At 73.0% G+C, this 12,522-nt stretch carries 9 protein-coding genes and 1 pseudogene; 6 read left to right on the top strand and 4 right to left on the bottom strand.

The window, feature by feature from the left end:
* Positions 1-210: 210 nt before the first annotated feature.
* A complete protein-coding gene (locus ACZ56L_RS32660) occupies positions 211-1,059 on the bottom strand; it encodes a DUF3109 family protein (protein WP_468692181.1) in 849 nt (282 codons plus the stop codon).
* Positions 1,060-1,113: 54 nt separating this feature from the next.
* Between ACZ56L_RS32660 and ACZ56L_RS32655 the strand changes: the two genes are divergently transcribed.
* The 3 genes from ACZ56L_RS32655 (at position 1,114) to ilvD (ending at position 5,626) form a co-directional block, all read left to right on the top strand.
* The gene (locus ACZ56L_RS32655; RefSeq protein ID WP_345220163.1) at positions 1,114-2,046 is read left to right on the top strand and encodes a Ppx/GppA family phosphatase; all 933 of its coding nucleotides are present in this window, start codon (positions 1,114-1,116) and stop codon (positions 2,044-2,046) included.
* A gap of 62 nt (positions 2,047-2,108) precedes the next feature.
* Positions 2,109-2,960 (top strand): sugar phosphate isomerase/epimerase family protein, encoded by an 852-nt coding sequence (locus ACZ56L_RS32650; protein ID WP_401766476.1) that lies wholly within the window; start codon positions 2,109-2,111, stop codon positions 2,958-2,960.
* Between the two features lie 815 nt (positions 2,961-3,775).
* Positions 3,776-5,626 (top strand): dihydroxy-acid dehydratase, encoded by a 1,851-nt coding sequence (gene ilvD, locus ACZ56L_RS32645; RefSeq protein WP_468692179.1) that lies wholly within the window; start codon positions 3,776-3,778, stop codon positions 5,624-5,626.
* Between the two features lie 105 nt (positions 5,627-5,731).
* Here ilvD and ACZ56L_RS32640 read toward each other — a convergent pair whose 3' ends face one another.
* Entirely contained in the window at positions 5,732-8,047 is a 2,316-nt protein-coding gene (locus tag ACZ56L_RS32640) for a protein kinase domain-containing protein (protein WP_471068308.1), read from the bottom strand.
* Positions 8,048-8,238: 191 nt separating this feature from the next.
* On the opposite strand from ACZ56L_RS32640, the gene ACZ56L_RS32635 reads away from it, so the two are divergent.
* From ACZ56L_RS32635 to proC, 3 genes and pseudogenes are all read left to right on the top strand, one after another.
* The gene (locus tag ACZ56L_RS32635) at positions 8,239-8,757 is read left to right on the top strand and encodes a hypothetical protein (protein ID WP_345220160.1); all 519 of its coding nucleotides are present in this window, start codon (positions 8,239-8,241) and stop codon (positions 8,755-8,757) included.
* Positions 8,758-8,790: 33 nt separating this feature from the next.
* Positions 8,791-9,570, top strand: a pseudogene (locus ACZ56L_RS32630) (class I SAM-dependent methyltransferase); the annotation flags it as partial.
* 371 nt (positions 9,571-9,941) lie between these two features.
* Entirely contained in the window at positions 9,942-10,793 is an 852-nt protein-coding gene (gene proC, locus ACZ56L_RS32625; protein WP_471068304.1) for a pyrroline-5-carboxylate reductase, read from the top strand.
* A 53-nt stretch (positions 10,794-10,846) separates the two neighbouring features.
* On the opposite strand, the gene trpS is transcribed toward proC, so the two are convergent.
* Both trpS and ACZ56L_RS32615 read right to left on the bottom strand, forming a co-directional pair.
* On the bottom strand, positions 10,847-11,854 hold the full coding sequence (gene trpS, locus ACZ56L_RS32620; protein WP_471068301.1) for a tryptophan--tRNA ligase: 1,008 nt from the start codon (positions 11,852-11,854) through the stop codon (positions 10,847-10,849).
* Between the two features lie 447 nt (positions 11,855-12,301).
* Positions 12,302-12,522, bottom strand: a 221-nt coding sequence (locus ACZ56L_RS32615) for a hypothetical protein (RefSeq protein ID WP_471068298.1), incomplete at its 5' end; no start/stop codon positions are given.

The raw sequence follows: 12,522 nt of genomic DNA, 5'->3' as shown, positions 1-12,522 counted from the left end.
GGGCCGGGGTCTCCGTCCCGTGCGGGTGGGCCGTGGTGGTCCCCGTCCCGTGCGGGTAGGCCGTGGTCCCCGTCCCGTGCGGGTGCGTCGTGGCCGGTCGCGCAGTTCCCCGCGCCCCTGATGGCGTGCCCTTCGGGCAGCCGTCCCCTGCCCCCGCACCCGGCCCACCGAGGGCGGGGGACAGCAAGGGGACGGCCCCCGGAGGGGGACCTACACCCCCGGGTCCGCCGGGTGCGGGGCCACCAGGGGGAGCTGGGAGGCCAGGCGGGCCTCGCACAGCTCCGCCAGCTTCGCGTAGCCGCCCGCCCCCATCAGCTCCGTCAGCTCCGGCCGGTAGGAGACGTACACCGGATCGCCCGCCCCGTGCGCCGAGGTGGCCGACGTGCACCACCAGTGCAGGTCGTGACCCCCCGGGCCCCATCCCCGCCGGTCGTACTCACCGATCGTGACCATCAGGATCTTCGTGTCGTCCGGCCGCTCGACCCAGTCGTACGTCCGGCGCACCGGCAACTGCCAGCACACGTCCGGCTTGGTCTCGAGCGGCTCCCGGCCCTCCCGCAGCGCCAGGATGTGGAGCGAGCAGCCCGCCCCGCCCGCGAAACCGGGACGGTTCTGGAAGATGCACGAACCCTCCCAGCGGCGCGTCTGACGGTCGCCGTCCTCGTCCGCCTGGACCCAGCCGCCGTTCGGCCCCTTCACGGCCTTCGAGGACCGGGCGACGTCGTGGAACTGCCAGATGTCCGGAGTCAGCCGGGCCACGTGCCCCGCGACCCGCCGCTCGTCGTCCTCGTCGGAGAAGTGCGCCCCGAGCGTGCAGCAGCCGTCGTCGGCACGCCCCAGCTTGATGCCCTGGCAGCCGCTGCCGAAGATGCACGTCCACTTCGACGTCAGCCAGGTCAGGTCGCAGCGGAAGACCTGCTCCTCGTCCTCCGGGTCCGGGAACTCCACCCACGCGCGGGCGAAGTCCAGCCCCTGCTCGTCACTCACCACGGCCCCCGTCACGCCCGTTTCCGGCAGTTCCGCGGCTTTTCCCGGCTTCGCCTTTTTCGTCTTTGGCACGGGGCAAGGGTAGGCGCAGGAACCCGCGCGCCGTGCAGCAGTAGCGTTCCGTGCATGAGACTCGGAGTCCTCGACGTCGGTTCGAACACGGCGCACCTGCTCGTGGTGGACGCCCATCGTGGCGCCCGCCCCCTTCCCGCGCACTCCTACAAGGAGGAGCTGCGCCTCGCGGAACTGCTCGACGAGGGCGGGGCGGTGGCCCCCGCGGGCATCGACCGGCTGGTCGGCACCGTGCGGCAGGCCATGCAGACCGCCGAGGACAAGGGGTGCGAGGACGTCATCGCCTTCGCCACCTCCGCCGTGCGGGAGGCGTCCAACGCCGACCACGTCCTCGCCCGGGTACGGGAGGAGACGGGCGCCGACCTGAAGGTGCTGTCCGGCGAGGACGAGGCCCGGCTCACCTTCCTCGCGGCCCGCCGGTGGTTCGGGTGGTCCGCGGGCAAGCTGCTGCTGCTCGACATCGGGGGCGGCTCGCTGGAGATCGCGTACGGCATCGACGAAGACCCCGACGCCGCCGTCAGCCTGCCGCTGGGCGCCGGCCGGCTCACCGCGGCGCACCTGCCCGGCGACCCGCCGGACGCCCAGGACGTACGGGCGCTGCGCCGGCAGGTGCGTGCGGAGATCGCCCGCACGGTCGGGGAGTTCGCCCGCTTCGGGCCGCCGGACCACGTCGTGGCGACCTCCAAGACCTTCCGCCAGCTCGCCAGGATCGGCGGGGCGGCCCGGTCGGCGGAGGGTCTGTACATCCAGCGCGAACTGAGCCGCAGTTCGCTGGAGGAGTGGGTGCCGAAGCTGGCCGCCATGACCGTCGAGCAGCGTTCCCACCTGCCCGGCGTCTCCGCCGACCGCGCCCCCCAGCTCCTGGCCGGCGCGCTGGTCGCGGAGGGTGCGATGGATCTGTTCGAGGTGCCGGTGCTGGAGATATGTCCGTGGGCGCTGCGCGAGGGAGTCATCCTGCGGCGGCTGGACCACCTCCCCTCGTCCTGACGGGTCGGCCCCTCGCCGTCCCCGCCGGGAGAGGGGACCGTACGCTGTCCTTCGTGGCAGAAGTGGCGAAACCAGCGGCACCGGCGGTTCCGGCGGTACCGGCCGTACGCATCCCGGATGCGAAGGTCGCGCTGTCCACCGCCTCCGTCTACCCGGAGTCGACCGCGACGGCCTTCGAGATCGCCGCGCGCCTCGGCTACGACGGCGTCGAGGTCATGGTGTGGACGGACCCCGTCAGCCAGGACGTCGAAGCGCTGCGCAGACTCTCCGACCACCACGGCGTGCCGGTCCTCGCGGTGCACGCGCCGTGCCTGCTGATCACGCAGCGGGTGTGGTCGACGGACCCGTGGGTCAAGCTCCGGCGGGCCCAGTCGGCCGCCGAGAAGCTCGGCGCGTCGACGGTCGTCGTCCACCCGCCCTTCCGCTGGCAGCGCTCGTACGCCCGGGACTTCGTCACCGGGATCTGGCGGATGGCCGACGAGACGGACGTGCGCTTCGCCGTCGAGAACATGTACCCGTGGCGGTACAAGGACCGCGAGATGCTGGCGTACGCCCCGGAGTGGGACGTGACGAAGGACGACTACCGGCACTTCACCGTCGACCTCTCGCACACGGCGACCGCCCGCACCGACGCGATGGCCATGATCGACCGCATGGGCGACCGGCTCGGCCACGTCCACCTCGCCGACGGCAAGGGCTCCGCCAAGGACGAGCACCTGGTCCCGGGCCGCGGCACCCAGCCCTGCGCGGAACTGCTGGAGCGGCTGGCCGCGACCGGCTTCGACGGGCACGTGGTCGTCGAGGTCAACACGCGGCGGGCGATGTCCTCCACGGAACGCGAGGCCGACCTGGCCGAGGCCCTTGCCTTCACCCGCCTCCACCTGGCCTCCTCCCGCCCGCCCCGGAGCACTTAGGCGAACACCCCACCCCCGAGGCACCGAAAGGCATCTCCCCCTCGGGCGACGGGACCACCTTCGCCTTCTCTCGTCCCCTCGGGCGGACGGGACCGCTCTGCCCCCTTCCCCCTGGGGCTTCGCCCCCGCCCCCTCGGGCGGACGGGACCGCCTTACCCCCTTCCCCCGCCCCCTTGGGCGACGGGACCGCCCTTCCCGCTTCCCTCCTCGCCCCCTCGGGCGACAGGGCCGCCTTTCCCGCTCCCCCCGTCCCCTTGGGCGACGTGGCCGCCCTTCCCGCTTCCCCCGTCCCCTTGGGCGACGGGGCCGCCCCAAGGGGGCGGGACGGGCGGGCAAGGGGGCGGCCCCTCCCGCTCCCGGCCCACCCGGGTGCCGCCCCTGCTCAAGCGCCTGCGCCGGACGTGCGTCCCTGCCAGGGTCGTGACCTCAGCCCCGGCACCGGGCCAGGCAGCCCCGCCCGGTTCGGGCAGGAGAGGCCCCGGACCCGCCCCTCCACCTAAAGCGCTCGCCGCGCAGCCGTGCACGGTTCCGTGCAGATCCGTCATGGCCGGTCGCGCAGTTCCCCGCGCCCCTGAACGGGGCGCACCGCCCGGTGGGAGATGCGCACGCGCGTCGTGGCTGGGCGCTCAGTTCCCCGCACCCCCGACGGGGCACCCCCCGGCCGGAGCCGTACAGGAGGACCCGGGCGCGCAGCCCCCGCACACCCGTTCCGCCATCCGGACCCCACGTCCACATCCCGGAACCTAGGCGTACGCTCGACGCCAGCCGTACCGTACATGTACCGACGACGACGAATCCCTGGGAAGTGAACCCCGATGCCCGAGCTGAGGTCCCGCACCGTCACCCACGGCCGCAACATGGCAGGCGCCCGCGCGCTCATGCGCGCCTCCGGTGTAGCGAGCGAGGACATCGGCAAGCCGATCATCGCGGTCGCCAACTCCTTCACCGAGTTCGTCCCCGGCCACACCCACCTCGCCCCCGTCGGCCGCATCGTCTCCGAGGCGATCCACGCCGCCGGCGCCGTCCCCCGCGAGTTCAACACCATCGCCGTGGACGACGGCATCGCCATGGGCCACGGCGGAATGCTCTACTCCCTGCCCTCCCGCGACCTCATCGCGGACAGCGTGGAGTACATGGTCGAGGCCCACTGCGCCGACGCCCTGATCTGCATCTCCAACTGCGACAAGATCACCCCCGGCATGCTGAACGCGGCCCTCCGCCTCAACATCCCCACGATCTTCGTCTCCGGCGGCCCCATGGAGTCCGGCCGCGCCACCCTCGTCGACGGCACCGTCCGCACGCTCGACCTGGTCGACGCCATGTCGGACGCCGTCAACGACAAGATCTCCGACGCGGACATGCTCCGTATCGAAGAGAACGCGTGCCCCACCTGCGGCTCCTGCTCCGGCATGTTCACCGCCAACTCCATGAACTGCCTCGCCGAGGCCATCGGCCTCGCCCTCCCCGGCAACGGCTCCACCCTCGCCACCCACACGGCCCGCCGCGCCCTCTACGAGAACGCCGGCCGCACCATCGTCGAGATCACCAAGCGCCACTACGAGCAGGACGACGCGTCCGTCCTCCCGCGCGCCATCGCCTCCCGCGCCGCGTTCGAGAACGCCATGGCCCTCGACATCGCCATGGGCGGCTCCACCAACACCATCCTGCACCTCCTCGCCGCCGCCCAGGAGGCCGAACTCGACTTCGGGCTGCGGGAGATGGACGAGATCTCGCGCCGCGTCCCGTGCCTGGCCAAGGTCGCCCCCAACGTCGCCAAGGACCGCACGTACTACATGGAGGACGTCCACCGCGCGGGCGGCATCCCCGCCATCCTCGGCGAACTCCACCGCGGCGGACTCCTCAACGAGGACGTCACCTCCGTCCACTCCGCCTCCCTCGCCGAGTGGCTCAAGAACTGGGACGTGCGCGGCGGCTCGCCCGCCCCCGAGGCCGTCGAGCTGTGGCACGCCGCCCCCGGCTGCGTCCGCTCCGCGACCGCCTTCTCGCAGTCCGAGCGCTGGGACACCCTGGACACGGACGCCGCCGAGGGCTGCATCCGCTCCGTCGCGCACGCCTACTCCAAGGACGGCGGCCTGGCCGTCCTCCGCGGCAACCTGGCCCCCGACGGCTGCGTCGTGAAGACCGCCGGCGTCGACGAGTCGATCTGGACCTTCGAGGGCCCGGCCGTCGTCTGCGAGTCGCAGGAGGAAGCCGTCGAGAAGATCCTCCTGAAGCAGGTCCGGGCGGGCGACGTGGTCGTCATCCGTTACGAGGGCCCCAAGGGCGGTCCGGGCATGCAGGAGATGCTCTACCCGACCTCGTACCTCAAGGGCACGGGCCTCGGAAAGGCCTGCGCGCTGATCACCGACGGCCGTTTCTCCGGCGGCACCTCGGGCCTCTCCATCGGCCACGCCTCCCCGGAAGCCGCCTCGGGCGGCGCGATCGCCCTGGTCCGGGACGGCGACCGCATCCGCATCGACATCCCCAACCGCACCATCGAACTGCTCCTCTCCGACCAGGAGCTGGCCGAACGCGACGAGGCCCTCGGCGGCGTCTACGCCCCGAAGAACCGCGAACGCAAGGTCTCCCAGGCCCTGCGCGCCTACGCCGCCATGGCCACCAGCGCCGACAAGGGCGCGGTCCGCGACGTGAACAAACTCGCCTGACCCCCGGCCGGTGGGGGCGGGACCTCCTGCCCCCACCGCCGCCGGACGGCCCGTCGCACACGTGTCGTGCCACCGGCCCCCGCCCCCGCGGCGAGACCCCGCCGCCTAGTGCCGAGGCGGCGGCGGCCCACCCGGCGGACCGCCCCCGGGCCCACCCCCGCCCGGCGGCCCGCCCCCGCCCGGCGGTTCGTCCCCGCCCGGCCGCAGCTCCGGATCGTGCGGGTCCAGCGAGAAGACCGCGCCGCCCGCCCCCGTGACGACGAGCGCGCCGCCCACCCGCAGCACGCCCGTGTCGTGGTATGCGGCCGGCGGCGACCCGCGATGCCCCGACCGCCATCTCTCCACCCCGGTACGGGAGTTGAGCGCCAGTACCCGCCCGCTCAGGCTGGGCACGTACAGCGTCGCAGCCTCCGCGTCCGTCTCCGGCACGCCGAGCCCGCGCACCCCGGTGTCCCGCGCCCAGCGCGCCCGCCCGCTGCGCGCGTCGTACGCCGAGACCTGCCCCCAGTGGTGCACGAAGTACACCGTGTCGCCCCGCAGCACCGGCCGCCCCTGCGGCGTACCGGAGAGCCGGACCGTGCGCGGGGCCCGCGCGCCCGTGGGATCGACCAGGACGAGACCGGAGTAACTGCCCTCGTGATGCGCGTGCCGGCCGGTGTCCTCCGCCCGCGCCCACTTCGCGAAGACCCACCGGCCCCCGCTCAGCCCGAGCCGGTCGCGGTCGGCCGCCTGCTCGGTGACGGTGGTCCGGCCGCCGCTCCCGCTCGCGTACCGCACATACGTCCGCGGCCCGTCCTCCTTGCCGGGGTCCGCGCAGGTCCCGTACAGCGCCCCTTCGATCTCGTACGGAACACACGCCAGCCCCGCCGGATTCGGCGAGGTCCAGCGGGCGTCGCCGGTCGCGGTGTCGCGGGCGACGACGGCGCGCAGATCGGCGGAGGGCGCCGCGACCAGGCCGCCGAGCACGGCGGGCTCCCGCGCGGCCGCCGGACGGCCGACCGGCCGGTGCCACAGGCGGCGGCCGTCCCGGGAGTCGAGCGCGACCAGCCGGTGCGCCGCGTCCGACAACGTCTCCACCACGAACACGGCTTTCCCGCCCGCCAGTTGGGACGGCGAGGAGTCCCCGGCCCCCCGGGTCCCCGAAGCGGTCGGCGGCTGCGGGGCCCGCCACAGCACCGTGCCGGTCGCCGCGTCCAGCCGTACGGTACGCACCGAACCGCCCCCGCAGTGCACGGCCACGGCGCCGTCCGCGGTGCACCGGACGGCCTCGACGGGACCGGTCGTCCCGACGGTGGCGGGCGGCAGCACGGTCTGCCAGGAGCGCCACCCGGTGGGAAGCCGCTCGCCGGACCTCAGCGGCGCCCGCGCCCCGGACGAGGACTGCACGGCCACCCCGCCCTCCGCGCCCCCCGCTCCCCGCGCGTCCTTCGCGTCGGGCAGCAGGAGGAGGAGTCCCCCCGCCCCCGCGGCGAGCAGCAGTCCGGCGAGGGCGGCGACCCGAACGCGCCGCGCACGCGGGGGCGCGGGGGAGTGGGCCTCGCCCCGGCGGCGTACGACCATCGTGTCCGGGTCGTCGGCCGCGGCAGCACCCCCGCCGCCGCCCGATTCGCTCCCGGCCGGCCGCCACTTCCGTAACAACCCGGCCAACTCCGCCAGGTCCGGCCGCTCGTCCGGCTCCTTGACCAGGCAGTACTCCAGAATCCCGCGCAGCGGCTCCCGCACGCCGTCCAGCACGGGCGGCTCGTGCACGACGGCGTACGCGGTCATGAACGGACTGTCGGAGTCGAACGGCCCGCGCCCCGCCGCCGCGTACACGAGCAGCGTCGCCAGCGAGAAGACGTCCGATGCGGGCCCGACGCTCCGAGGGCTGTTCAACTGCTCGGGCGACATGAACGGCGGCGTCCCCATCACGTTCCCGGTGACGGTCAGCGGCGCGTTCCCCACGGCCCGCGACACCCCGAAGTCGATCACGCGGGGCCCGTCCGCCGCCATCAGTACGTTCGCGGGCTTGAGATCCCGGTGGACGACCCCCACCCGGTGGATGTCCCGCAGGGCCTCCACCAGCCCGAGCGCGAGCAGCCGCAGCTCGGCGTCCCCCAGCGGCCCCTGCTCCTCCAGCAACTGCGCCAGCGTGGGCCCGGGAACATACTGCGTGGCCATCCACGGCCGTGCGGCATCGGCGTCCGCGTCCACAACAGAGGCGGTGAACGCCCCGCTGACCTGCCGCGCGGCAGCGATCTCCCGCTTGAAACGGGCCCGGAAGTCCGGATCGGCGGAGTACTGCTCGTGAATCACCTTCACGGCGACCTCGCGCCCGGAGGCCGACCGCGCCAGGAAAACGGTCCCCATCCCCCCGGTGCCCAGCCGCCCCAGAATCCGGTACTCCCCGACGACCTGGGGATCGTCCGCCGCCAGCGACACACCCCAACTCCCTTGCCCCTCACCGCACCCGGACCCCCCACCCTAGCCACACCCCCCTCGCCCTCCCACCCCCACTTCCCGCCCCCACGCCACCCCATGCCGCCCCGTCAGCACCCACCTCACCCTCACCCCCACCCCGCCCTGCTCGCACACCCCCGCCCCGACGCCCCCGCCCGGGGATAATCGCCCCCGTGACCGAAAACCCCCACCCCTCCCGGCCCACCCCCGCCCCGGACCCCGGCCCCCGCCCCGAACCCCTCCGCCTCTTCGGCACCACCTGGCTCCACCACACCGACGGCTACGCCCTCCGCCGCGTCGGAGCCTCCGTCGGCTCTCTCGCGGCAGCGGTCGCCGGCTGCCTCCTCCTCCGCTTCGCCTACCAGGGCCTCCAGATCGCCGACGTCGGCGGCATCGTCGACACCCTGGTCATCGTGATGTTCGCGATCTGCAGCGCGATCGCCTTCCGCAAGACCTGGGAGAGCTTCACCTCCCGCCCCGCCGACCCGGCCCGCGACCAGTCCCTCCGCAGCCTGAAGACCATCGGCTTCGTCGGCTCGCTCCTCGCGTACTTCTTCCGCTCCCTCACCGAGGCCCCGGGCGAGAAGCTCCACCGCCAGGAGTACGAAACGGCCCTGGCCCAGTACGAACGCCGCCGCGGAACCCGCACGGGCAACCCCGCCGCCCGCAAGAAGAAGCCGAAACGCACCTGACACCCCCCCGACAACCCCCCCGAGCACGACCCCATGGCCACCTCACCCAGGGACCCGCCCCCCGAAGCCCCCGCCCCCCTCACCCCGGCCCACCCCGCCCACTTCACCGCCCGCGCCCACTCCTTCAACGCCGCCGCCTCCGCCTGCGCCGCCCACCGCCCCTTCTACCCGCCCGCCCTCCTCGACGCCGTCGAGGAACTCGCGGACCGCCCCCTCGCGGGCGCGGACGTGGCAGACATCGGCGCGGGCACGGGAATCGGAACGAGCCTCCTGCACGCCCGGGGCGCCCGCGTGACCGCCGTGGAACCCGGTGCCGGAACGGCCGCTGAATTCCGCCGCCGGCTCCCCGACGTCCCGCTCGTCCGGGGCAACGGCAACCAGCTCCCCCTCGCCACGCCCTCCACCGACTTCATCACGTACGCCCAGGCCCGGCACTGGACCGACGCCGCCCGCTCCGCACCGGAGGCACAACGCGCCCTGCGCCCCGGCGGCGCGCTCGCCCTCTGGCGGAACGTCCTCGACGACACCGTCGACTGGGTCGCCGCTCAGGACGCCCGCCTCCGCGCGTTCTTCGCGGACGGCCGAACCCCCGCCACCGGAACCATGGGCGCCCACGGCGACATGAAGAACCGCGTAGGACACCACCCACATGGCCTGCGCTTCGCCACCCGCGAGATTGCCTGGACCCGTCACGTCTCCGTCGGCGACCACCTGGCCAACCTCGCCACCCACTCGGCCTTCCTCATCCAGCCCGAGGAAGCCACCGCCCGTTTCCTCGCCGAAGAACGAGCCCACCTCCTCGCGACCTTCCCCACCCCCACCTTTCCGAGCCCTCCACCACCGAACTCCACCTCGCCCTCATCCCCTGACTCCACCGGGCCACCCCACCTCTTCCCCCCCGCTCCCTTGGGCGACGGGGCCGCCCCAAGGGGGCGAGGGGGGTACCCCCTGCTCGAGCGAAGCCAAGAGCTTGGGGGAGGGCGGGCAAGGGAGCGGCCCTTCCCGCTCCCGGCCCACCCGGTGCCGCCCCTGCCCGAGCGCCTGCACCGGCCGCGCGTACCCGCCCAGGCCCAGAGCCCCCCACGGCCCCCGAAGCCCACCCTCCGGACGCCCACCTCCCCCCACCACCCCCGATGCAAGGATGTCCCCGTACCCCAGCCCCACCGCCCGGAGGGTGACCGAAAATGACCGACCACCAAGCCCCCCCCACCCCCAAGACCATCGCCGTCCTCGGCACCGGCAAAATCGGCGAAGCCCTCCTCAGCGGCATGATCCGCGGCGGCCGCCGTCCCGCCGACCTCCTCGTCACCGCCCGCCGCGCCGACCGCGCCGAGGAGCTCCGCACCCGCTACGGCGTCGAATCCGTCACCAACGCCGAAGCCGCCAAGCGCGCCGACACCCTGATCCTCACGGTCAAGCCCCAGGACATGGCCAAGCTCCTCGAAGAGCTCACCCCCCACCTCCCCACCAACTCCGACGCCGGCACCAGCCCCCTGATCATCAGCGGCGCCGCCGGCATCCCCACCTCCTTCTTCGAGGAACGCCTCGCCCCCCACACCCCCGTCGTCCGCGTCATGACGAACACCCCGGCCCTCGTCGACGAGGCCATGTCCGTCATCTCGGCCGGCAGCCACGCCACTCCCGCCGACCTGGCCCACGCCGAGGAGATCTTCGGCGGCGTCGGCAAGACCCTCCGCGTCCCGGAGTCCCAGCAGGACGCCGCCACCGCTCTCTCCGGCTCGGGCCCGGCCTACTTCTACTTCCTCGTCGAAGCGATGACCGACGCCGGAATCCTCCTGGGCCTGCCCCGCGCCCAGGCCCACGACCTGATCGTGCAGGCCGCCATAGGAGCAGCGGTCATGCTCCGCGACAGCGGCGAACACCCGGTCAAGCTCCGCGAAGCGGTCACGTCCCCGGCCGGCACCACCATCAACGCCATCCGCGAGCTCGAGAACCACGGCGTACGGGCCGCCCTCATCTCCGCCCTGGAAGCCGCCCGCAACCGCAGCCGCGAACTCGCCTCCGGCACGGGCTGACCCGGATCAAGGGCGACCAGCCCACCGCCTACGGCCCCACGGCCCGCGGTTCGTCACCCCCCGACCGCCGGCAGCAACCCAATGGCCCGGTACGCCGCATCAACGGTGGGCCGGGCCATCGCCCGCGCCCGCTCCGCGCCCTCCCGCAACACCCCCTCCACATGTCCCGCATCCGCCGCCAGCTCCGCATACCGCTCCCGCACCGGCCTCAGCATCTCCACCACCGCCTCCGCCACGTCCTTCTTGAGCGCCCCGTACGACGCGTACGCACCGGCCAGCTCCTCCGGCTCCCCACCCGCGCACGCCGCCAGCAGATCCAGCAGATTCGCCACCCCGGGCCGCTTCTCCCTGTCGTACTCGACACCCCCGCTGCCGCTGTCCGTCACCGCCCGCATGACCTTCTTCCGTACGACACCGGGCTCGTCCAGCACGAACACGACCCCACCGGTCCCCGCCGTCGTCTTCCCCATCTTCGACGTCGGCTCCTGAAGGTCCATGACTCTGGCCGCGACCACCGGCTTCGTCGCCCGCGGCACCACGAAGGTCTCCCCGTACCGCTGGTTGAACCGGACCGCCAGGTCCCGCGTCAGCTCCACGTGCTGCGTCTGGTCGTCCCCGACCGGCACCTCGTCCGCCCCGTACGCCAGGATGTCCGCCGCCATCAGCACGGGGTACGTCAGCAACGACAGCCGCACCCCGTCCCCCGCGGCCTGCGCCTGCGCACTCTTCTCCCGGTACTGGATCATCCGCCGCATCTCCCCGTCGGACGCCGTGCATTCCAGTACGTACGACAACCGGGCGTGCTCATCCACCTGGCTCTGCACGAACACCGTGCACACGGCGGGGTCCAGTCCGACCGCCAGCAACAGGGCCGCGATCTCCCGGCTGAGCCGCAGCACCCGCGCCGGATCGTGCTCCACGGTCAGCGCGTGCAGGTCCACCACCGAGAACAGCGCCTCGCCCCGGTACTGGTCCACCGCCGCCCACTGGCGCACGGCCCCGAGGTAGTTCCCGAGCGTCATGTGCCCGGTCGGCTTGATCCCACTGAAGATCCGCGTCATCCGTCCTCATCCTCCTGGTCGAGACCACCGCTGGCGGCCGGCCTCCCGGAGGGGGAAACGCGAACGGCCGCCGAAGCGGCGGCCGTGGGTGCATACGTGTGCGAGGCCGCCGTCAGGCGGCCCACCAGCAGGTGCACGTACGCGTCGTCATGCCGAACACCGTAGCCCCAGCCCCCGGGGTTGACACGCGATTAACCGCTACGTAATGTACTCCGAGCTGTCCGACTGTGAGACCTGGCCCCGGCCGGTCCCCGGACAGTCATTCCGCACCAACCACTCAAGCAGGCGACTCGACGTCGCATCGTCTTCGTGTGCTCTTTTTGCGAAATGAGGAATCCGCGTTCGAAAGAGCGCCCCCGATTGGCATCGGGGCCCAGGAATCCGCTAATGTCTCACTCGTCGAAACGGCCCAACAGCCGCAAAGACAATCCCCCCGCTGACTGGGAATCAGGCCCGAAAGGATCTGATAGAGTCGGAGCCGCCGGAAAGGGAAAACGCGAAAGCGGAGAACCTGGAAAGCAGCGAGCGGAAACCGAGGAAATCGGCACTGGAAACAGTCTGATAGAGTCGGGAACGCAAGAACAACAGAAACACCGAACGAAAACGTCCGGAGGAAAGCCCGCAGGGGTGAGTACGAAGGAAGCGTCCGTTCCTTGAGAACTCAACAG

This window comes from Streptomyces sp. NPDC039736 (assembly GCF_055596485.1).
This window is presented reverse-complemented; position numbering and strand designations above follow the sequence as displayed.

Coding starts and splice junctions, on each gene's coding strand:
- ACZ56L_RS32655 (WP_345220163.1), top strand. CDS start 1,114: ATGAGACTCGGAGTCCTCGACGTCGGTTCGAACACGGCGCACCTGCTC.
- ilvD (WP_468692179.1), top strand. CDS start 3,776: ATGCCCGAGCTGAGGTCCCGCACCGTCACCCACGGCCGCAACATGGCA.
- proC (WP_471068304.1), top strand. CDS start 9,942: ATGACCGACCACCAAGCCCCCCCCACCCCCAAGACCATCGCCGTCCTC.
- trpS (WP_471068301.1), bottom strand. CDS start 11,854: ATGACGCGGATCTTCAGTGGGATCAAGCCGACCGGGCACATGACGCTC.